The sequence below is a fragment of the Chitinophaga sp. 180180018-3 genome, from assembly GCF_037893185.1.
GTDB lineage: Bacteria > Bacteroidota > Bacteroidia > Chitinophagales > Chitinophagaceae > Chitinophaga.
Genome location: NZ_CP140772.1, coordinates 6,028,693 through 6,050,101, shown reverse-complemented (window position 1 = coordinate 6,050,101; position 21,409 = coordinate 6,028,693). Strand labels below are relative to the sequence as shown.

Below are 21,409 nucleotides of genomic sequence, written 5' to 3'. Positions count from 1 at the left end.
AGAGATGGTAAAACAGAATAATCTACGGCAAGGACTGTATAGGTGTTTTTCCTTACGTTTGCAATATGTTTACAAAATACTCATATACAGTTGTGGAACGCTTCATGCGTTACGTACAGATAGATACGCAGTCGGATCCAATGAGCAATTCGTTTCCGACCACTGAAAAGCAAAAGGATCTCTCACGCCTGCTGGTGAAGGAATTGCACGAAATTGGCATTACTGATGCGGAACTGGATGAGCATGGTTATGTATATGCTACTATTCCTTCGAATACCGAGAAGAAAGTACCGGTGATCTGCTTTTGTTCGCATGTGGATACTTCATCCGACAGCAGTGGCACCGGTGTAAAACCAATTATACATCATCAGTACGACGGAGGCGATATTGCCCTGCCGGATGATGAAAACGTGGTGATTGTAGCAAAGGAGCATCCCTACCTGGCCAGCAAGAAAGGGGATGATATTATTACCGCCAGTGGTACTACGTTGCTGGGTGCGGATGATAAGGCCGGAGTAGCGGAGATTATGGATGCGGCGCATTATTTGATGGCTCATCCGGAAATAAAGCATGGCGCTATCCGTATACTTTTCACACCGGATGAAGAAGTGGGCCGTGGTGTGGAGAAAGTGGATATGAAGAAGCTGGCCGCCGACTTTGGTTATACCATGGATGGAGGTGAGCTGGGATCTCTGGAAGATGAGAATTTTTCGGCAGACGGGGCCAGGATCACCGTATATGGTATCAGCGCGCATCCGGGTGCCGCAAAGAATAAGCTGGTGAGTGCCGTTAAGATTGCCAGTGAAATAGTGGATGCATTGCCGAAAGATGGATTGTCGCCCGAAACTACGGAAGACAAGGACGGCTTCATCCATCCTATACGCATACAGGGCACTGTGGAAAAAACAGAAATAGATTTTATCATCCGTGATTTCGAGACCGCTAACCTGGAGTCGCATGAAAGTTACCTGCGCCGGCTGATGGATAAAGTACTGGCCCGTCATTCAGGCGCGCGTGCCACGCTTAAAGTAACGGAGCAATACCGGAATATGAAAGAAGTGCTGGTGAAACATCCGGAGGTGACGGCGAACGCAGCAGAAGCTATTCGTCGCGCCGGTGTGCAGCCGCTGCGGATGAGCATCCGGGGTGGTACAGACGGGTCGCGTCTTTCTTTTATGGGATTGCCCTGCCCGAATATTTTTACCGGGGAAATGGCGCTTCACAGCAAACATGAATACGTGAGCATACAGGATATGCAGAAAGCCGTGCAAACGATCGTATATCTGGCACAGGTTTGGGAGGAAAAGGCATGAAATTTCTCAAATATTTTATTACTTTAACCGTTTATAGTAGTGTCATCTACTTACGCACCCGTTAAAATATAGTTCATGTTGTTAGGTTTAATTACGTTATTACAGGATTCTTTATTGCGCCCTAAGGCAGATACAGTGGCTCAGGGCGTAGCCGCCGGAACGGCTGCCACGCCGCAGATCCACCTGATTGATATGCTCATGAAGGGCGGTGTGCTGATGATCCCATTGGGTATCCTTTCACTGGTAGCTGTTTATGTATTTGTGGAGAGAGCTATCACTATTGGCAAAGCCGGCAAACTGCCTGATAACTTTATGCCCATGATCCGTGATCAGATTACTGGTGGTAATATGCAGGCAGCACGCTCTCTTGCAAAGAATACAGCCGGGCCTATTGCCCGTATGATCGAAAAGGGGATCCAGCGTATCGGAAAGCCGATTGAGAATATTGAGAAATCCATGGAGAATGTAGGCAAGCTGGAGATCTATGGCATGGAAAAGAACCTGGTGATCCTTTCCATTATCGCAGGTATAGCGCCTATGTTCGGGTTCCTGGGTACGATTGCAGGTATGATTCAGACGTTTTTTAACATCTCCATCACCTCAGATATTACACTGGGCACCATTGCCGGTGGTATCTATGTGAAAATGATTACCTCTGCATCCGGGTTAATTATCGGTATTGTGGCATTTATCGGATACAGCTATCTGAATGCGCAGATCGATAAGGTGGTAAATAAGATGGAAGGCGCTTCTGCAGAGTTTATCGACATATTGCAGGAACCAACCAAGTAAAACAGCAGGACATGAATCTAAGCAGACGAAATAAGAGACAGGTGGAAATGCACAACTCTGCACTGAATGATATCCTGTTCATTCTGCTGTTGTTCTTCCTTATTGTTTCCACATTGGCTAATCCGAATGTAATCAAGCTGATGTTGCCCAAGGCAAAGAGCAACACCAAAGCCAAACAAACGGTGGTAGTCAGTATCAATGATAAACGCGAATTCTTTGTTGGTACTAACAAAGTATCGTTTGATCACCTGAAACAGGCATTGGCGCCATCTGTTGCCAATGAAAAGATCGATCCTACCATTGTCATCAACGCCGAAAAATCCGTTCCCGTAGAGGATGTGGTGAATGTTATGGAAGTAGCGAGGGAAATGGGAGCGAAGGTGGTACTGGCTACGGCGCATAAGTAATTCTTCCTCTCACCATCCTGTCTTTCCCGAACATATCCTGCTTCAGCGTAAGGTCGCTGAAACCGGTGTCTTTCATCATGGCGATTACTTCATTGCCCAGTGCTTCGTTGATTTCGAAGTATAGGGCACCGTTGGGATTTAGTTTGGTAAGGGCCATATGGGATATATGGCGATAGAAAAGAAGCGGATCATTATCGGGTACAAAAAGCGCCAGGGAAGGCTCATAGCCCCATACGGATTGTTGCATGGCGGCTTGCTCGCTTTGCCGGATATAAGGCGGATTGCTGACAATCATGTCGAATTCAGGCAGGGTGGCCAGCTGTTGCGGGTTTAAGGCGTCTATTTGAAGGAAGTCTACCTCCAGCCGCTGCCGGGAACTGTTGCTGCGCGCTACTTCCAGGGCTCCTTCGCTGACATCCACCCCGGTAACTGCAGCATCGGGGAGCGATTTTTTCAGGGCCAGTGGTATACATCCACTGCCAGTGCCAACATCCAGCAGGTGCAGGTGATGCCGGTGCCGGGCGTCCTGTACCATCCATTCCACCAGCTCTTCGGTTTCGGGACGTGGAATCAGCACCTGTTTATTGACGAGTAGCTCCATGCCGTAAAACCAGCTGGTACCGGTGATATACTGCACCGGCTCATGACGTTGAAGCGCTTCTATGGCTAGTTTCAGCCGTTCATTCTGATCGGGGCTGAGCAGCCGGGTTTTGTGTACAAGCCGGTCCAGTTTGTTCATGCCGGTCAGGTATTCCATGACGATATGCGCTATGCCGGCGGCTTCCCGCTCATCATACAGCTCGCTGATGGTACCTGTAATATAGGTAAAGGCAGTTTGTATAGTCAATTAATCACAGTTTAAAGAATAACAGGGAAAAAGCAAACACAGGGAAGGCGCATATCCCATTGGCTAAAAACGATACATTTGCAAAAATATTACTTCGCCGGCGATTATGAATAGTACATCCAATGAATTTTTTATGCAGCGCTGCCTGGAGCTGGCGGCCATGGGGGCGGGCCGCGTTGCGCCCAACCCGATGGTAGGCGCCGTGCTGGTACATCAGGGGCGTATCATAGGAGAGGGCTACCACCAGCAGTACGGCCAGGCGCATGCGGAAGTGAATTGTGTGAACAGCGTTGCAGAAGCAGACCAGCCGCTGATTAGCAGAGCTACCATGTACGTGAGCCTGGAGCCTTGCGCGCATCACGGGAAAACGCCTCCCTGTGCGGATCTTATCGTTTCCCGGGGAATACCCGAGGTAGTGATCGGCTGTGTGGATACATTTTCAGCCGTAGCCGGCAAAGGCATCGCGAAGCTGGAAAAAGCAGGTATAAAAGTGCACACTGGCGTGCTGGAAGCCGCCTGCCGGTACATCAACCGGCGATTTTTTACGTTTCATGAGAAGAAACGGCCTTATATTGTACTGAAATGGGCGCAGACCCGCAACGGGTTTATGGCTGGTGCAGATGGCGCACCCGTGCGGATTTCCAACCGGTACAGCGACCGGCTGGTACATAAATGGCGCAGCGAGGAAGTGAGTATTATGGTAGGAACCCGTACCGCTATGATAGATAATCCCCGACTAAATAACCGGTTGTGGACCGGAAAAGATCCGGTACGACTGATCATTGACCGGGAACTGAAAGTGCCACGCTCTCATCATGTTTGGGATGGCAGCATGCCTACTATCTTTATTACTGCTGCGGCAACGGATACGCACGGGCTAACCGAAACCATGCAGCTCGATTTCAGAGAGCCGCTGTTTCCGCAGCTGATGCTGCACCTGTATGAGCGTCAGATACAGAGCGTACTGGTAGAAGGAGGTAGTTATGTACTGCAGCAGCTGATACAAACAGGCCTGTGGGATGAAGCGAGGGTGATTACCGGAGCGGGTACATTACCCGAAGGATTACCGGCACCATTACTTAACAACGTTGCCCTGAAAGATACGATAGCGGTGAATGACGATCGTATAGATTTTTATTATCAGGCATAACGCAATTAAATTACTTTGATGGAGGTATACTTTACAATTGATAAAACAGCTGTAGCAGAGTTCAAAGACAGAGGAAGCAAGTTTCTGGCCTATGCTTTCCCGGTGAAGACTGCCGAAGAGGTAAAAGAGTGTTTGGGAGAAGTAAAGAAAGAGCATCCTAAAGCTACGCATCATTGCTATGCATACCGGCTGGGTACCGGCGGTAACCTGTTCCGGGCAAACGACGACGGAGAGCCTTCCGGTACGGCCGGAAAGCCTATCCTGGGGCAGATCGACAGTAAGCAGCTAACGGATGTACTGATAGTGGTGGTGAGGTATTTTGGCGGCAGTTTACTGGGAGTACCGGGGCTGATCAATGCCTACAAAGTGAGTGCTTCCATGGTATTGCAGCTAATACCGGTTATACAGAAGAATATAGAATCTACCTATCATCTGAGTTTCGACTATACCATCATGAACGACGTGATGATAGTGGTAAAACAACATAATTGCACGGTATTATCGCAGGAATTGCAGTTATTCTGTGAAATGAAAATAGGTATTCCGAAATCGGCCGAAGAGCTTTGCCTGTTGCGGCTGAAGGATATATATGGGCTGGAGATAAAGAAACAGCCGGCCTGATTAACAACAACCTGTTTGTAGTATGTTGTTTAGGGAGATATATAACCGCGGTGTCATCTTCCGAAAAAAAACACTAACAGGAAATTGCCTGAAAGTTCAGTAACCCGGAGCGCCGTCAACGCTCCGGGCCAGTAATATTAAAATCTGCTACTTACTACCAACTCTTTACTGCCTGGCGTATACTTATAAAAACCTTCGCCACTTTTCACGCCCAGATAGCCGGCAGTAACCATATTTACCAGCAACGGACAGGGAGCATATTTCGGATTGCCGAAGCCGTCGTGCAGTACCTGTAAAATCGATAAGCAAACATCCAGTCCGATGAAATCGGCCAGCTGTAAGGGCCCCATGGGATGTGCCATGCCCAGTTTCATCACCGTATCGATTTCCGATACGCCGGCCACTCCTTCAAACAGAGAACAGATCGCTTCGTTGATCATCGGCATCAGTATCCTGTTGGCGATAAAGCCCGGGTAATCGTTCACTACACAGGGAACTTTTTCCAGTGCCTGGGAGAGCGTTACAATGTGTGCCGTCACTTCCTGATCGGTAGCATATCCATTGATGATCTCTACCAGCTTCATCACTGGTACAGGATTCATAAAGTGCATGCCAATCACTTTATCCGGCCGTTTGGTGGCAGCAGCAATTTTGGTGATGGAAATAGAAGAGGTGTTGGTAGCCAGTATGGCATCCGCAGGGGCATGCTGGTCGAGCTCCTGGAATATTTTCAGTTTAAGCGCCACATTTTCCGTAGCTGCTTCCACTACCAGCGAAACATCTTTCACACCGGCAGCCAGATCAGTTTGGGTAGCAATGTTGCGGAGCGTTTGTTCCTTTACGGCTGCAGTGATAGTGCCTTTGGCTTCCTGCCGCTCCAGGTTTTTGCTGATGGTTTGCAGGGCTTTTTCCAGCGCCTGGGCTGATACATCGATCAGTGTAACGGCGTAGCCGTGTTGTGCAAATACGTGCGCTATACCATTTCCCATGGTACCGGCACCAATTACCGCAATTTTTTGCATGGTGTAGTGATTGGTCTGAAATGAATAAGGCACTAATTTAAAGAATAACCGCTTACGAACTACTCACCGTAAGAGTCGTCTTTGCGTTTAAAGTCGCCTCGCTTCCAGGCCTGTATAAACTGGGCCCATGCGAGCGGGTTGAAGATATTCTGTGGAGGCGGTTGTCCGGCATAGTACAGGTTCTGCGCCTGTTTGTTCAGGTACATGTTCACGCCTTCCCTGCCGTCGATAGGTGTAACCCTGGCAAGGGCACGGAGATGCGCATTGTTGGTATTTTTCCGCGCTACCTCAAAGGCATCATCCGGGATGTCCATAGCCGCGAAGGCGCGTTCGAATTGTTCTCTTGTCAGGTATGGTTTAATGATCGTCACCGGCAGGTAGGTGGTATCTTCCACCATCAGCTGCACCATGGAAAAAGTATTTCCCTTGATATTCGGTGGTACGCGATAATTTTTATGTTTAAAGCCGATGGCAGTAAATGAAAGGGTATCGCCTTTGAATACAACGATGGAGAATATACCTGACCTGTTGGAAATAGTACCGCGGCCCTGACCTTTTACGATGATACTTACGCCCGGCACGGCTCTCAGGCTGTCGGCCGTCATGGTGATACCTGAAATTTGTATTACACTGTCCCTGAACTCTGAGATCTGAGCTTTCAAAAGGAAAGGTGATAAAAGGAAAGCGATTAAAAGTGACAGTATGTAGGATCTTTTCTGATGCATGCCGGTCCTAAGATATAAAAAATAAATTACGTGTTCCAATGCAGTTCATATCCTGCCCAGAGAAATTGTAAATTAAATCCCAATTGGGTTAACTTTGTTCCCTGGATTCAAAATTAACAACAATTTATGATCACGAAAGAGCAGGTTTTAAAGGCCCTGAGCAACGTAGAAGAGCCGGATCTGGGGAAGGATCTGGTGACGTTGAACATGGTAAAAGATATAGAGATCGACGGCAACAAAGTAAAATTTACCGTAATACTTACCACACCGGCTTGTCCGCTGAAGGACCTGATCCGGAATGCCTGTGTGAATGCCATTCACATGATAGTGAGCAAAGAGGCAGAGGTGGAAGTAATCATGACCGCCAATGTGAATACCAAAAGAGCAGGAGCGCAGGGAATACTGTCGAAAGTAAAGAATATCATCGTGGTAGCCTCCGGTAAGGGAGGGGTAGGAAAATCGACCATAGCAGCTAATCTGGCGCTGGCATTGGGCCGGGATGGTGCCCGGGTTGGTCTGATGGATGCTGATATTTACGGCCCGTCGGCTCCCATTATGTTCGGTATCAGGGGAGAGCGCCCGTTGATGGTAAATGTAGATGGAAAGGGCATGATACAGCCTATTGAAAAGTTCGGTATTAAGGTGATGTCGATCGGATTGCTGATTGATGAGCGGCAGGCAGTAGTTTGGCGCGGACCGATGGCGAGCAGTGCATTACGCCAGTTTATCACGGATGTGTACTGGGATGAGTTGGATTACCTGATCATCGATATGCCTCCGGGAACCGGTGATATTCACCTGACATTAGTGCAGACTGTGCCGGTAACAGGGGCAGTAATTGTGACTACGCCACAGGATGTGGCGCTGGCTGATGCCCGGAAAGGAATTGCCATGTTCCAGGGACAGCAGATCAATGTACCGATTCTGGGTTTGGTGGAAAATATGGCTTATTTCACACCTGCTGAGCTTCCGGAAAATAAATATTACATTTTTGGTAAAGATGGTGGCCGTCGGCTTGCAGAAGAGATGGAAATACCTTTCCTCGGACAGATTCCGCTGGTACAGGGTATACGCGAAGGCGGCGATAGCGGATTGCCAGCCATGATTGGCGACGACAAAGTTACCCGTAAGGCATTCCTGGATATAGCCGGAGCCGCTGCAAGAAGTATCGCGATGCGCAATGCGAATATAGCGCCAACGAAGATTGTGGATATCATTGTTTAGAGAATTACGAATTACGAATTACGGATTAACGCGAAGATTTTAGCGATTGTATGACTATTCGCTAAAATCTTCGCGTTAATCCGTAATTCGTAATTCTTAATTCGTAATTTACTGACCATAATATGTTCAAAGCCGCGCATCTATGCTTAAGTTTTACTTAACTTTGCGCCCCAAATTAACCAACTATGAATCGACAGGAATTGGTGAATCTGATCAGGGAAAAGCAGTCGTATCTCTGCATAGGGCTGGATACAGACCTGCAGAAGATCCCTAAGCACCTGCTTTCTCATGCAGATCCGGTGTTTGCCTTTAACAAGGCGATTATCGACGCTACAAAGGATCTTTGCGTAGCTTATAAGATCAATACGGCCTTTTACGAATGCATGGGTATTCGGGGCTGGGAAAGCTTACAACGTACAGTAGAATATATTCCCTCCGGCATTTTTACTATTGCAGATGCAAAGCGCGGGGATATAGGCAACACCTCTACACAGTACGCAAAAACATTTTTTGAAACTTATCATTTTGATGCTGTAACCGTGGCGCCTTACATGGGTAAGGACAGTGTGGAGCCTTTTTTGCAGTTTTCTGAGAAATGGGCCATCATGCTCGGACTTACTTCCAATGAAGGCAGCCAGGATTTTCAGCTGCAACAAATCGGTGATGAGTACTTATACGAGAAAGTGCTGAAAGCCGGTATGGAGTGGGGTACACCAGATAACCTGATGTTTGTGGTAGGCGCCACTCAATCCGAACAGCTGGCCAATATCCGTAAGCTGGTGCCGGATCATTTCTTCCTTGTACCTGGTGTTGGTGCGCAGGGAGGCAGCCTGGAAGAGATTTCCACACAGGCTATGAATAAGGATTGCGGCCTGTTGGTGAATGCCAGTCGCGCTGTTATTTACGCAGGTAATGGCGAAGACTTTGCTGCAGATGCGAGAAAAGTGGCGCAGAAGTATCAGTTGGAAATGGCTGGATATCTGCTCAGTGAGAAAATTACGAATTAAGAATTAAGAATTAAGAATTAGAGCGAAGACCTTAGCGATTAATGATGTTATATTATTAATCGCTAAGGTCTTCGCTCTAATTCTTAATTCTTAATTCGTAATTCTTAATTATTTAAAGATGCAGTTCTTCTTCGTCCACCAGGGTCTGATCTCAAAGATCAACCTTCCTGCTGCTACGGCGGGATCTTTACTTACGAGGCCTGCTGCTTCGAGGCTGTCCGGGCAGTCCATGATAAAAATTCCCAGAAAATCGTTGTCATTTTCGAATGGTCCTGCAACTACCAGTTTGCCGGCAGCCACCAGGTGATTGATGCCAGCCAGATGAGCATGTTGTATCCTGGCAGCAGTAATAGAATCCTGATTACGTAATGGTCCTTTTTTGAGAAAAACCATCCAGTAACGTTTTAGTGACTGATTAGTATCTGATTGTGTTGACTGAGCTGATTGAGTTTGAGGAACCACCACATATGGCGACACTGATTGTGATGGTGTAGGATGAAATGAGAGCATCATAACAACCAAAAATCCCAACAGCAAAAGCGCAGGCATGACTTTGCTTGCCATAAAGTCCGAATTTGACGGGAAGGTACAAACTTACGCCGAATTAAAACACAACTGCAACATCGTAATTTTAGTATAATTCACCCTGAGTGCCTGCTCATCGTAATTCGTAATTCTTCATTCGTTCGTAATTCACTATATTTAGAACTAAACCTGTAAAAGCAAATGCAACAAGATCAGTTTCAGTCGCCTGATTATTTTGCTGTAGACGAATTGCTGAAAGAAGAACATCTTCTTATACGCAATGCCGTGCGGCAATGGGTAAAGAAGGAAGTATCGCCTATTATAGAGGACTACTGCCAGCGGGCAACGTTTCCCACGCAGATCCTTGACAAGCTGGGAGAATTGGGGTGTTTCGGCCCTACGATTCCGGTGGAATACGGAGGTGGAGGAATGGATTACATTGCTTACGGGCTGATGATGCAGGAGTTGGAACGGGGCGACAGTGGCATCCGCTCTACCGCCTCGGTACAGGGCTCATTGGTGATGTTCCCTATCTATACATTCGGCAGTGAGGAGCAGAAACGGAAGTATTTGCCAAAGCTGGCTACCGGAGAGCTGATGGGCTGCTTCGGGCTTACAGAGCCGGATCATGGCTCAGATCCGGGAGGAATGATCACCAACTTTAAGGAGGATGGAGACCATGTGATCCTGAACGGAGCAAAGATGTGGATCTCCAATGCACCCTTTGCTGATATTGCCGTTGTTTGGGCAAAAGATGAGTCAGGTACCATTAGAGGGCTGATAGTGGAAAGAGGTATGCAAGGGTTCACTACGCCCGAAACTAAGGGCAAATGGAGCCTGAGAGCGAGTGCTACCGGTGAGCTGGTATTTGATAATGTAAAGGTTCCCAAAGCAAATATACTTCCTGGTGTAAAAGGGCTGAAAGGGCCGCTTACCTGTCTTTCTTCCGCCCGGTACGGGATTGCATGGGGAGTGATAGGAGCTGCGATGGACTGCTATGATACTGCGTTGCGCTATTCCAAAGAGCGTATTCAGTTCGGCAGGCCGATTGGAGGTTTTCAGCTGACACAGAAAAAGCTGGCGGAAATGATCACCGAGATCACGAAAGCGCAGTTGCTCAACTGGCGTCTTGGCGTACTGAAGAATGAAGGTAAAGCAACGCCTGCCCAGATATCCATGGCGAAGCGCAACTCCTGTGAAGTAGCCGCGAATATTGCCCGTAATGCAAGGACCATTTTAGGTGGAATGGGTATCACCGGCGAGTTTCCGGTGATGAGGCATATGATGAACCTGGAAAGTGTGATGACTTATGAAGGAACGCATGAAGTACATTTGCTGATAACAGGAATGGATGTAACAGGATTAGATGGATTCAGATAGCTGTTAGTTTTTTATATTGATTTTTGAATGAAGAAATTATTTCTGGCGACTGCATTGTTATGGAGCGCAGCTGCCGTGGCGCAACAGGTGCCTGCTATGAAACTGATGGCCTGCGAGGGCAAGGCGCAAGGCACCTACTATATCGTGAAATACCTGTCGGCCGACACAACTTCTTTGCAGCAAGGTATTGACTCCGTATTTGCAGTAATCGATCAGTCGCTTTCCCTGTATAAGCCCGGTTCACTGATCAACCGGTTCAATGAAACCGGTGATGTAGAGATGGATGAACATATGAAGGCGGTGGTGGAGAAAGCCTTGTTCACTAACAAAGCCACCAGCGGATTATTTGATATCACCGTAAAGCCGCTGGTATATCTCTGGGGCTTTGGGGTTTCGAAGCCTACCTTCAGGGGAATTCCTCCGAAAGACAGTATTGCAGCTACGATGACGTATATAGGTTCCCGTTATCTGCGTGTGAAAGGGAATCGCCTGTATACAACAAAAAAAGGGGTACAGATCGATTGCAATGGCATTGCCCAGGGATATACAGTAGATGTACTGGGGCGTTTTCTGGCATCAAAGGGCATTCATAACTACCTCGTGGATGTAGGCGGGGAGCTGTGTGCGAGCGGGCATAATCACCAGCACAAAACCTGGAGCGTGGGTATAGAGCGGCCTTCACCGGGCGATACCACTTACGAACCGGTACAGGGTATTGTACGCCTGATGGATAAAGGTATTGCTACCAGTGGTAACTACCGCCGTTTTTTTGATCAGGGAAAAACACGTTTTGCGCATACGATCAATCCGCTTACAGGGATTGCATTGCATAACAATATCATCAGTGTAACGGTGATCGCGAAAGATTGTTTTACAGCGGATGCGTTTGATAATCCGCTTATACTGATGGGGGTCGGCAAGGGCCTTGCATTTATTGAAAAGCATAGAGAATATGACCTGGAGGCCATCTTCATATATAAGGATAAAGACGGTACTATTAAGGAGGCTTTTAGTAAAGGATTTAAACAATACATGGAGTTCTAAAAAAAATGTCCCGTCCGCCGGTATGCGAACGGGACTCCTGCCATCACTTGTTCTTCCTTGAATATGGATAATAAGCTTAGTTCAGGTGAAATTTCAAACCAATGTTTCCCTGGACGCTGTTGAAGCTGGTGATTTCGTTCATATTATACGGCGCATAATTGTAGCGCACATTGGCATTGAACATAACCGGGGAAGCTTTTCCGAAAGGTACGTTGATACCAAATTCGGGGCTGACCATAAAGCGCCAGCTGTTGTCTTTTTCCACAAATTCGCCCCAGTATTTTTCATAATTCATATTGGCTACACCCACACCTACAGTTGCGTAAGGAATAACCGGCGATTCCGGTTTGGTAAAGGCATAGCTCACTGTTGCCTGAATTGGAATAACCTGCAGCGTACGTGTTTGTACAGCAGATACATCACCTTGTTTATCCGGATACACAGCACGCGGCACACGTTGGTAAAAATCCTGGAATCCGGAGCGTAAGCCAACAGCCAGTTGATTGTTCAGTTGATATTGCAGGCCTGCACTCCAGCCACGGAAGCTGGTTTTATCAGCATAGTCTTTCAGGGAACCGAGGGGTTGGGCAATGGAGTAATTGATATCCACAGATAAAGGTGGACGAACCTGTGCGGATACTGCCTGAGCAGTAAAACATCCTGCAAAAATCAATATCCAGTTTAATATCTTTTTCATCTTCCTGTCAGTTTAAAAGTTCTAAATCACATTATTCCTGCTTACCTGGTTTTGCTCAGGTAAGGAGACTGTGCAAAAGAGGCCTGTACCATAGTATCAACATTGTTGATATTCCATACGCCAGAGCCGCGCCAAAGTGCATTCCACACAGCGGTGAATTTTCCGTTTTTAGGATTTCTTAAATCGAAAACATCGACGGCCACCTGTTTTTCATTTACACGGTAAATAGTGTAGTAATCAGGCCAGTACCAGCCACCACCGGGGAATCCCCAGTAACCTGGATCCCAGTAGCCCCAGCCGCCCCACCATCCGGGGTTCCAGGAAATGTTGGTGTAGGAATTGTCGATACGGGTCAGGTTAACCGCCAGATCAGGCTTTGCAGCCCTGGGTACCAGCGTGTAACCACGTTGCTGCATAGCAGCCGTAACAGATGCAATGAGCTTCTGGTCGTAATCAGTCAGCGCTTTTTTAGCACTGTCTGTACGCGTTAATACTACCACCGAATCAACTATACTAAAAGTAGAATAAGAAGTAAAATCAGCAGTTTTATCGTGGTTGGTAATGTAAATCCGTGATTCCTCATCAGTCATGTCTTTCAAGGGATCTTTCTTACAGCTGCTGAATGAAACCATCGCTACCACTGCAGCAGCGGCACTCAGTAAAATCAAAATTCTTTTCATATCCTAGCGTATTAATTAACAAATAGATATTAAGGTTAACGGTGAGCACCTTTCAGATTGGTGTCCTTACAAACATGTTTATTCCGTATTCCTGTTCATTGAACGGATTAGACAACTGATTGTTACAGAAGGTTTAGGTTTCGGGTGTTAATGAAATCCTAAAGTAGAAGAAAGGTTAACAAACATAGCGGTTAATATAATAACCTAAATTTTTATATCTCTCTTTTCTAATTCTGTTTTTAACTGCTCCGGATGTTCAAAATGTATGCTGTCGATACCAAACTCACGGGCCGCTTTTATATTACGGAAGTTGTCGTCGATGAACAACGATGTAGATGCATTGATGTTATAACGGTCTAATAGCAATTGAAAGAAAGCAGGAGAAGGTTTGCGCATTTTCTCGCGGCCTGATACGACGATGCCATCGAACCAATGGAGGGACGGATATATTTCCCAGGCGAGTGGAAATGTTTCGTCGGACCAGTTGGTGAGTGCATACAGTTTGTATTGCCCGCTATCTTTCAGGTGCTTCAGAATATCTTTAGTGCCTTCAATTTCGCCGGCGAGCATTTCCGTCCATCTGCCGTAGTAGGCGCGGATATTGGCTTCCTGTTCCGGGAAGCGTTCTACAAGGATACTGGTACCTTCGGCCAGCGTTCTGCCTTCGTCCTGTACTTCATTCCAATCGGATGTACATATGGTGTCGAGAAAATTTTCCATCGCTGTTTCGGAAGAAAATATTTTGCGGTAGAGATGTCTTGGGTTCCAGTCTATCAGTACAGCGCCCAGGTCGAAAATAATGTTTTCAGGTTGTTGCATGCTATCGTTTATAGTGATGAATCGAGCAGTTCGTCTGCAGCATCTTCCAACAGGTGAAGGTCTACGGAGTCGTTACCGGCGATGCCTTCGATGGAGCCTTTGATATGTGCAGCGTTCAGCAGTACCTTTTCCAGTTGTTTTTCGCGGGCTTTCCAGAGTTTTTCCATGGCGTCGCGTTCGCGTTGAATGGATAAGCGCATGGCCATGAAGCCTTCGCGGATGGCTTTCCATTGCTCTGCAAATTCGCCGCCGGTGAGGTATTCATAGAGCATATGCATCTTATCGCCTTTGTTTTCCTGAGAGCGCAGTTTGGTAGCAACTTTGATGATACCATCGCGCAGCACATATGCCAGTGCTTTTACTTCAGTGAAGGTGCAGATCCATATGCCTTCTTTTTCACCGAAGCGTTCCATGTCTTTCGGCATGGTTTGCGTCACCAGGATAGCCACATCAACGCCCTGGCTGCGCATATCGGCTTTCAGCTTTTCCACCCAGTCTTTGATGAATTCCTTGGTACGCTTGCTTTCGTAAATAATCCGGCCGCATTCCTGCCCGTATTGATTACGGATCAGCTGCACGCAATCGGCGCCGCGGATGCCTTTGCCTACGGGTGTTACTTCATCGAAGGGGAAGTGAACGCGCAGCATTTCTTCCAGTACCAGTTCCTGTACTTCTCCCTGCAGCTGGGTGGAACCCTGTTCGGCTCGGCGTTTCATTTCTTCCGCGAGCCTGCGTTGATCTTCCAGTTGTTTTTCCAGTTCTTTCAGCCGCATGTGATGCTCCGTTTCTCTTAGCTGATTGCGTTCTGCTTCTTCTTTACGGATTTTGTCGGCCAGTTCTGAGCGGGCTTCGAGCAGTTTTTTCTGCAGGTCAATTTCCAGTTCTTCTTCTCTGCTTTTCAGGTCCTGTTCTTTGCGAAGATATTCGAGTTCCAGCCGGCGGGCCTCTTTCAGTTTTTCTTCCTGTTCCTGGTTGGTTTCCCTGAGCACAGCGAGCTGATTATCCATATCCGCGGTGATGGATTTACGCAGTTCCAGTTCGAGGTTATCGTGCAGTTGTTTTTTCTGCTCGTCAACGCGCCGTTTTATTTCGTCCTCTTGTTGTTGTTTCAATGACTCTATCTGGCGGCGTTCCTGGGCCATTTTACTTTTTTCGGAGAGGAGCGTATCTTTTTCATCCTGGAGTGATTTCAGGCGGCGTTTCCATTCGTCTTCCATCTTGCCGCGCATTTCTTTCTCGATGTTTGCGGCGAAGGCGTCTTCCATGACAAATTGGTGCCTGCAACTTGGGCAGGTGATTGATGTTCCCATAGTATATTGATGTAAAAAATTACGTAAAGGTACGGGATTGAGGGTGGAATAAAAGGGGGCATTGTTGGGGGACAAACAATAGAGGAGGATGGTAGTTGATTGCAAGATGAGGGATTGTTGTTGGGGGATGTTAGGGATGTGTTAGGTTGTTGTTAAGAGTGGAAGCTGGAATAAAAGGTTGTAGCGGGGAGTGAGACAATTTTTTTGAGGTGAATTAGGGCGTTATTTGGATATTTTTAATAAATGTAAAATGCTATAAATAAAATAGTTGATATAATTTACCTAAATGTGGGTGGGTAATTAAATTGCTAAGAGTGGGTTGCAGATTACAGAAATATTCCATTGTGGTTCAATTACGAGGCCTGATCTTCGACGAGCTGCCAACTATCTATATCGGATTTCCATTCCATGATAGTCCAATTGCGAGTGAGCTGCGGTCATTGGCTCAGCCAATGCTGCAAAATTTTCCATTCTATGGTAGTCCAATTACAAGCAGCAGTGAATGTTAATCATGTCGCGATTTTTCTAGTATTTCCATTCTATGGTAGTCCAATTACAGGCAATTGGGAAATGCAGCTTCACCTGTGAGGGGATAAAATTTCCATTCTATGATAGTCCAATTACAAGTACAAATGGGTTAGCTATCAACATTTCAACATCTTCGTTTCCATTCTATAATAGTCCAATTACAAGTTACTAAACGTAAACAGTTTCCTCTTACCATTCTAGGTTTCCATTCTATAATAGTCCAATTACAAGCAGTTTTCAGGGCGTTACCGGAAAGCCGGCGAAGACTTTCCATTCTATAATAGTCCAATTACAAGTCCTTCGGGATTACCGATGTTGGCGTAACCTCAGACTTTCCATTCTATAATAGTCCAATTACAAGGACAGTACATGTAGTTTCAGGCACAGAGCAGATACCTTTCCATTCTATAATAGTCCAATTACAAGAAGGCCAAAGGAACAGAGAGCTATAGTTTTATCTACCCTTTCCATTCTATAATAGTCCAATTACAAGCAGGATTGCCAGGAATACACAGAACTGCTTTTATGCGCTTTCCATTCTATAATAGTCCAATTACAAGTCGGCATATGATGATAAGTAAGCATGTAGAGGTAACTTTCCATTCTATAATAGTCCAATTACAAGCCGATAAAGAACCGGGTATGATAGACTGCTATCCAGCTTTCCATTCTATAATAGTCCAATTACAAGGTACATCTGTCCGTCACTGATTGCGGCATTGGATTCTTTCCATTCTATAATAGCCCAATTACAAGAAGATATCGTCTTATTTATTCTTACATCTGGATGTTCTTTCCATTCTATAATAGTCCAATTACAAGTTCAAGAGATCCGGGAAACGCAGAGACAATTATTGTCTTTCCATTCTATAATAGTCCAATTACAAGGGATTCATATGCTTCATATCACCTTTTGTTCAGCATGCTTTCCATTCTATAATAGTCCAATTACAAGCATTCCGTGGATGTTGGCTTTTGCCCTCCGTGCTGACTTTCCATTCTATAATAGTCCAATTACAAGCCGAGACCATCACTATCTACTACCGTCCTACTATGCTTTCCATTCTATAATAGTCCAATTACAAGATAATAAGCCTGAAATCTTACTACGTCATTATATTGCTTTCCATTCTATAATAGTCCAATTACAAGTAGATAAGCCTTGCCCGCAACGGTACCAGATAACTTCCTTTCCATTCTATAATAGTCCAATTACAAGAAGAAGAGCAGCTGCTCACTAATGTAACCGCAGGTCTCTTTCCATTCTATAATAGTCCAATTACAAGCCTCCCTCTGGAAGAACATCAACGGCGCCGATTCTCTTTCCATTCTATAATAGTCCAATTACAAGCAAACGATGTACGCATTAGGAGAATTGGTTTATCGCTTTCCATTCTATAATAGTCCAATTACAAGCTTGGCCGCATTCTTTAGAGCCTCAGCCCTTAATTTCTTTCCATTCTATAATAGTCCAATTACAAGTGAACCAGAAAAATGTGATGCCTCTGCGGACCACTCTTTCCATTCTATAATAGTCCAATTACAAGTAAACTGCCGATAAAGCGGAAGAGAATTATGTTGACACTTTCCATTCTATAATAGTCCAATTACAAGAGTATAAGAATCCGGCCACCGCCTTTGCGGTAATCCCTTTCCATTCTATAATAGTCCAATTACAAGGATTCATTCGCGTGGATGTGACCCATATGTACGCGTCTTTCCATTCTATAATAGTCCAATTACAAGCTATAGTAAAGTACGCCTTACCTGGAGCCTCATACTCCTTTCCATTCTATAATAGTCCAATTACAAGAATCCATTGTCACAAGGAATTATATCTCCTGATTGGCTTTCCATTCTATAATAGTCCAATTACAAGTGACTTGGCGATGAAAGGACGCGATAGCTTCATTACCTTTCCATTCTATAATAGTCCAATTACAAGGTGACGGGAGGCCCAATATTGCTATCATCGATTCTGCTTTCCATTCTATAATAGTCCAATTACAAGCAGGTTTCTTTCTGTCATCCCCGCTCACAGACAGGACTTTCCATTCTATAATAGTCCAATTACAAGCCCATGCAAGATCTGTAATTCCGTCCGACGTTAATTCTTTCCATTCTATAATAGTCCAATTACAAGGTAGAAAATAGAAGCTATTACATTTCTATACTTAGCTTTCCATTCTATAATAGTCCAATTACAAGCCCTTATAAACTCATTGCCTACAAGCGTGTAATCAGCTTTCCATTCTATAATAGTCCAATTACAAGCCAATTCAACATTACAGATTAGCGGCTCTCTTTCGACTTTCCATTCTATAATAGTCCAATTACAAGTTATTCACGTTAGCCCAGGCAGGCCTGGAAAGTGATCTTTCCATTCTATAATAGTCCAATTACAAGTATTCGCCCATGGAATAGTATTCAAAACATCCATTGCTTTCCATTCTATAATAGTCCAATTACAAGTCTTTCTCTTTATACTTTTCAGTAGGGGAAACATAAACTTTCCATTCTATAATAGTCCAATTACAAGTCATTCCATTCACGCGTCTTACGATTCATTTTGCCAGCTTTCCATTCTATAATAGTCCAATTACAAGATAAGCACCGGGTTGCTTCAAACGAACATCACCGAGCTTTCCATTCTATAATAGTCCAATTACAAGTACTTTGTTCAACACCTGACAATAAATACTATTTTCCTTTCCATTCTATAATAGTCCAATTACAAGTTTAACATCATGCGAAAGATCGAACACATTAGACTTCTTTCCATTCTATAATAGTCCAATTACAAGTTAGTAGGCGGTTTGTTATTGTGCGGGTGATGTCCACTTTCCATTCTATAATAGTCCAATTACAAGAGGGTGCCGGATCCATCAAACGCGATTGTAAAATACTTTCCATTCTATAATAGTCCAATTACAAGTGCAATAGTTGCCAAAGGCATCATTAATAATAGTACCTTTCCATTCTATAATAGTCCAATTACAAGAAGGGAAATGAAAGAAAGAATAACAGCTTTTGTTTGCTTTCCATTCTATAATAGTCCAATTACAAGTATTTTACAATAACTATTGTTTGATAAGTTTTGCGACTTTCCATTCTATAATAGTCCAATTACAAGAAGGAGGTGTTCAGCGATCTTACCGTCTACGAACGCTTTCCATTCTATAATAGTCCAATTACAAGGTATCGGTTGTGTGCTCATGGATCACATGTAACGGCTTTCCATTCTATAATAGTCCAATTACAAGAACTACTGAAGATATCCTTCAGGCCATCAAAACCTGCTTTCCATTCTATAATAGTCCAATTACAAGGAATGGTGTAAGGCACAGGGCAAAAGATACAATCAGCTTTCCATTCTATAATAGTCCAATTACAAGATTATCATATAAAGGGAGATATAAACTATTTACTCGCTTTCCATTCTATAATAGTCCAATTACAAGTCGGGTGGCGCTATAGTATTGGAAACGCGAGTTTCCTTTCCATTCTATAATAGTCCAATTACAAGCACCAGCTTTCAATGCCTCCCCAATCCTCTTTTTATCTTTCCATTCTATAATAGTCCAATTACAAGTTAATGGATGATGATGTGTTTCCGATTCATCCTTATCTTTCCATTCTATAATAGTCCAATTACAAGGATTCCCCGGTGGTTGAAGCGTGCGCGGAGTAACCGGCTTTCCATTCTATAATAGTCCAATTACAAGGTAGTAGCCTTGTTCACAATAACAGTACTGATGGACTTTCCATTCTATAATAGTCCAATTACAAGGATCTTGACGAATATTATATAGTGATTGAGTATTCACTTTCCATTCTATAATAGTCCAATTACAAGTGATCGATTTTGCCGTTTGAATATCGCCATAAATCTCTTTCCATTCTATAATAGTCCAATTACAAGCAGGGTTTGAATTGCACACTGGTAATTGAAACTACCTTTCCATTCTATAATAGTCCAATTACAAGACATTTACAGAAATAGATATAAAAGATACAAAATAGCTTTCCATTCTATAATAGTCCAATTACAAGCAGAAACTGGCAGGAAGATACCCAGGGATCGAAACACTTTCCATTCTATAATAGTCCAATTACAAGTTCCCCGGTGGTTGAAGCGTTCGCGGAGTAACCGGCTTTCCATTCTATAATAGTCCAATTACAAGTCCTTCCGGATTGGTGGATGTTGATCGTTTTAACGCCTTTCCATTCTATAATAGTCCAATTACAAGCGATTCATGTTTAGGATATCATGCCACCAAATGCAGCTTTCCATTCTATAATAGTCCAATTACAAGTCTACGCGCATACGCACGGTATCGGTTGTCTGCTCACTTTCCATTCTATAATAGTCCAATTACAAGTATATACTGCTTTCGTGTCTGCTGGTGGCAAGGGGTCTTTCCATTCTATAATAGTCCAATTACAAGTAGTTACCGGTGGTTGAAGCGTGCGCGTAGTAACCGGCTTTCCATTCTATAATAGTCCAATTACAAGGAAAATAGCGATTGCCGCCTTCGACAATGTAGATCGCTTTCCATTCTATAATAGTCCAATTACAAGGTCGGACGTAGCAACTATTTGATTAGGGCCTGCCACTTTCCATTCTATAATAGTCCAATTACAAGAATGCCTCGCAGGAGATTGAAACAGCCATTAAATCGGCTTTCCATTCTATAATAGTCCAATTACAAGTGATCAATTCCCGATGTGGTACCAAATGGAAAATTACTTTCCATTCTATAATAGTCCAATTACAAGGTGTAATGTTTACCAATTCCCACTTCCATTACTTTCCTTTCCATTCTATAATAGTCCAATTACAAGAACAATAGCCGCCGCTGCTGCAATTGCTCCTAGTGCCTTTCCATTCTATAATAGTCCAATTACAAGCTATTACGGTACCCAGGATAATGATTAACATTATATCTTTCCATTCTATAATAGTCCAATTACAAGCCAGCGCAATCCCTCTATCTTATCCCGGATCTTCTGCTTTCCATTCTATAATAGTCCAATTACAAGGAGTCCCCGGTGGTTGAAGCGTGCGCGGAGTTACCGGCTTTCCATTCTATAATAGTCCAATTACAAGTAATTTCAGATGCAATGAATATACCCTCATCTGCAAAACTTTCCATTCTATAATAGTCCAATTACAAGCGCCGTGTTCTGTCCACTTGCGCTCCACCTCTATCCTTTCCATTCTATAATAGTCCAATTACAAGCTGCCACAAATTTGAAATCCGGTTGGGCATAGTTATCTTTCCATTCTATAATAGTCCAATTACAAGCCATTAGCA

General features: G+C 44.6%; 17 protein-coding genes and 1 CRISPR repeat array (1 of these 18 cut by a window edge). Of the genes, 9 read left to right on the top strand and 8 right to left on the bottom strand.

The features are described 5' to 3' along the window. Positions 1 to 65 precede the first annotated feature (65 nt). The 3 genes from pepT to UNH61_RS23480 all read left to right on the top strand — a co-directional run bounded on the left by pepT (position 66) and on the right by UNH61_RS23480 (position 2,512). Complete coding sequence (gene pepT, locus UNH61_RS23490; RefSeq protein WP_326994454.1) at positions 66 to 1,313, top strand: peptidase T; 1,248 nt, start codon at positions 66 to 68, stop codon at positions 1,311 to 1,313. 75 nt (positions 1,314 to 1,388) lie between these two features. Then, on the top strand, positions 1,389 to 2,105 hold the full coding sequence (locus UNH61_RS23485) for a MotA/TolQ/ExbB proton channel family protein (protein WP_326994453.1): 717 nt from the start codon (positions 1,389 to 1,391) through the stop codon (positions 2,103 to 2,105). A gap of 11 nt (positions 2,106 to 2,116) precedes the next feature. Beyond that, entirely contained in the window at positions 2,117 to 2,512 is a 396-nt protein-coding gene (locus UNH61_RS23480) for a biopolymer transporter ExbD (RefSeq protein ID WP_326994452.1), read from the top strand. Here UNH61_RS23480 and prmC read toward each other — a convergent pair. After that, positions 2,496 to 3,359, bottom strand: a complete 864-nt coding sequence (prmC, locus tag UNH61_RS23475) for a peptide chain release factor N(5)-glutamine methyltransferase (RefSeq protein ID WP_326994451.1) — start codon at positions 3,357 to 3,359, stop codon at positions 2,496 to 2,498. The genes UNH61_RS23480 and prmC overlap by 17 nt on opposite strands. Positions 3,360 to 3,465: 106 nt before the next feature. On the opposite strand from prmC, the gene ribD reads away from it, so the two are divergent. Together ribD and UNH61_RS23465 are read left to right on the top strand one after the other, a co-directional pair. Continuing rightward, positions 3,466 to 4,509: a bifunctional diaminohydroxyphosphoribosylaminopyrimidine deaminase/5-amino-6-(5-phosphoribosylamino)uracil reductase RibD gene (gene ribD / locus UNH61_RS23470; protein ID WP_326994450.1), complete on the top strand. Its 1,044-nt coding sequence runs from the start codon at positions 3,466 to 3,468 to the stop codon at positions 4,507 to 4,509. Positions 4,510 to 4,527: 18 nt separating this feature from the next. Continuing rightward, entirely contained in the window at positions 4,528 to 5,130 is a 603-nt protein-coding gene (locus UNH61_RS23465) for a YigZ family protein (protein WP_326994449.1), read from the top strand. 137 nt (positions 5,131 to 5,267) lie between these two features. On the opposite strand, the gene UNH61_RS23460 is transcribed toward UNH61_RS23465, so the two are convergent. Together UNH61_RS23460 and UNH61_RS23455 are read right to left on the bottom strand one after the other, a co-directional pair. Beyond that, positions 5,268 to 6,152, bottom strand: coding sequence for a 3-hydroxybutyryl-CoA dehydrogenase (locus UNH61_RS23460; protein ID WP_326994448.1), 885 nt, complete (start codon positions 6,150 to 6,152; stop codon positions 5,268 to 5,270). Positions 6,153 to 6,211: 59 nt separating this feature from the next. Beyond that, positions 6,212 to 6,814, bottom strand: coding sequence for a carboxypeptidase-like regulatory domain-containing protein (locus UNH61_RS23455; protein ID WP_326994447.1), 603 nt, complete (start codon positions 6,812 to 6,814; stop codon positions 6,212 to 6,214). A gap of 189 nt (positions 6,815 to 7,003) precedes the next feature. On the opposite strand from UNH61_RS23455, the gene UNH61_RS23450 reads away from it, so the two are divergent. Continuing rightward, positions 7,004 to 8,101, top strand: coding sequence for an Mrp/NBP35 family ATP-binding protein (locus tag UNH61_RS23450; protein ID WP_326994446.1), 1,098 nt, complete (start codon positions 7,004 to 7,006; stop codon positions 8,099 to 8,101). A gap of 185 nt (positions 8,102 to 8,286) precedes the next feature. Next, positions 8,287 to 9,108, top strand: a complete 822-nt coding sequence (gene pyrF / locus UNH61_RS23445) for an orotidine-5'-phosphate decarboxylase (protein ID WP_326994445.1) — start codon at positions 8,287 to 8,289, stop codon at positions 9,106 to 9,108. Positions 9,109 to 9,216: 108 nt separating this feature from the next. Here pyrF and UNH61_RS23440 read toward each other — a convergent pair whose 3' ends face one another. After that, positions 9,217 to 9,672, bottom strand: coding sequence for a YciI family protein (locus UNH61_RS23440; protein WP_326994444.1), 456 nt, complete (start codon positions 9,670 to 9,672; stop codon positions 9,217 to 9,219). A gap of 162 nt (positions 9,673 to 9,834) precedes the next feature. Between UNH61_RS23440 and UNH61_RS23435 the strand changes: the two genes are divergently transcribed. After that, positions 9,835 to 11,013 (top strand): acyl-CoA dehydrogenase family protein, encoded by a 1,179-nt coding sequence (locus UNH61_RS23435; RefSeq protein WP_326994443.1) that lies wholly within the window; start codon positions 9,835 to 9,837, stop codon positions 11,011 to 11,013. A gap of 27 nt (positions 11,014 to 11,040) precedes the next feature. Further along, complete coding sequence (locus UNH61_RS23430; protein WP_326994442.1) at positions 11,041 to 12,057, top strand: FAD:protein FMN transferase; 1,017 nt, start codon at positions 11,041 to 11,043, stop codon at positions 12,055 to 12,057. A gap of 76 nt (positions 12,058 to 12,133) precedes the next feature. On the opposite strand, the gene UNH61_RS23425 is transcribed toward UNH61_RS23430, so the two are convergent. The 4 genes from UNH61_RS23425 to UNH61_RS23410 all read right to left on the bottom strand — a co-directional run bounded on the left by UNH61_RS23425 (position 12,134) and on the right by UNH61_RS23410 (position 15,563). Further along, positions 12,134 to 12,754 (bottom strand): outer membrane beta-barrel protein, encoded by a 621-nt coding sequence (locus tag UNH61_RS23425; protein ID WP_326994441.1) that lies wholly within the window; start codon positions 12,752 to 12,754, stop codon positions 12,134 to 12,136. Between the two features lie 41 nt (positions 12,755 to 12,795). Continuing rightward, positions 12,796 to 13,434 carry a DUF4136 domain-containing protein gene (locus UNH61_RS23420; RefSeq protein WP_326994440.1) on the bottom strand — a complete coding sequence of 213 codons (639 nt, stop codon included), beginning with the start codon at positions 13,432 to 13,434 and terminating at the stop codon, positions 12,796 to 12,798. A 204-nt stretch (positions 13,435 to 13,638) separates the two neighbouring features. After that, positions 13,639 to 14,253, bottom strand: coding sequence for an HAD family phosphatase (locus tag UNH61_RS23415; RefSeq protein ID WP_326994439.1), 615 nt, complete (start codon positions 14,251 to 14,253; stop codon positions 13,639 to 13,641). 8 nt (positions 14,254 to 14,261) lie between these two features. Beyond that, positions 14,262 to 15,563 (bottom strand): DUF2130 domain-containing protein, encoded by a 1,302-nt coding sequence (locus UNH61_RS23410; protein ID WP_326994438.1) that lies wholly within the window; start codon positions 15,561 to 15,563, stop codon positions 14,262 to 14,264. 397 nt (positions 15,564 to 15,960) lie between these two features. Beyond that, a CRISPR array of direct repeats spans positions 15,961 to 21,409; the repeat unit is 30 nt; unit sequence CTTTCCATTCTATAATAGTCCAATTACAAG; it runs 716 nt beyond the window's last position.

Bases quoted from the DNA above. Each gene is read 5' to 3' on its own strand.
- pepT (WP_326994454.1), top strand. From the start codon at position 66: ATGTTTACAAAATACTCATATACAGTTGTGGAACGCTTCATGCGTTAC.
- UNH61_RS23485 (WP_326994453.1), top strand. From the start codon at position 1,389: ATGTTGTTAGGTTTAATTACGTTATTACAGGATTCTTTATTGCGCCCT.
- UNH61_RS23480 (WP_326994452.1), top strand. From the start codon at position 2,117: ATGAATCTAAGCAGACGAAATAAGAGACAGGTGGAAATGCACAACTCT.
- ribD (WP_326994450.1), top strand. From the start codon at position 3,466: ATGAATAGTACATCCAATGAATTTTTTATGCAGCGCTGCCTGGAGCTG.
- UNH61_RS23465 (WP_326994449.1), top strand. From the start codon at position 4,528: ATGGAGGTATACTTTACAATTGATAAAACAGCTGTAGCAGAGTTCAAA.
- UNH61_RS23460 (WP_326994448.1), bottom strand. From the start codon at position 6,152: ATGCAAAAAATTGCGGTAATTGGTGCCGGTACCATGGGAAATGGTATA.
- UNH61_RS23450 (WP_326994446.1), top strand. From the start codon at position 7,004: ATGATCACGAAAGAGCAGGTTTTAAAGGCCCTGAGCAACGTAGAAGAG.
- pyrF (WP_326994445.1), top strand. From the start codon at position 8,287: ATGAATCGACAGGAATTGGTGAATCTGATCAGGGAAAAGCAGTCGTAT.
- UNH61_RS23440 (WP_326994444.1), bottom strand. From the start codon at position 9,672: ATGGCAAGCAAAGTCATGCCTGCGCTTTTGCTGTTGGGATTTTTGGTT.
- UNH61_RS23435 (WP_326994443.1), top strand. From the start codon at position 9,835: ATGCAACAAGATCAGTTTCAGTCGCCTGATTATTTTGCTGTAGACGAA.
- UNH61_RS23430 (WP_326994442.1), top strand. From the start codon at position 11,041: ATGAAGAAATTATTTCTGGCGACTGCATTGTTATGGAGCGCAGCTGCC.
- UNH61_RS23425 (WP_326994441.1), bottom strand. From the start codon at position 12,754: ATGAAAAAGATATTAAACTGGATATTGATTTTTGCAGGATGTTTTACT.
- UNH61_RS23420 (WP_326994440.1), bottom strand. From the start codon at position 13,434: ATGAAAAGAATTTTGATTTTACTGAGTGCCGCTGCTGCAGTGGTAGCG.
- UNH61_RS23415 (WP_326994439.1), bottom strand. From the start codon at position 14,253: ATGCAACAACCTGAAAACATTATTTTCGACCTGGGCGCTGTACTGATA.
- UNH61_RS23410 (WP_326994438.1), bottom strand. From the start codon at position 15,563: ATGGGAACATCAATCACCTGCCCAAGTTGCAGGCACCAATTTGTCATG.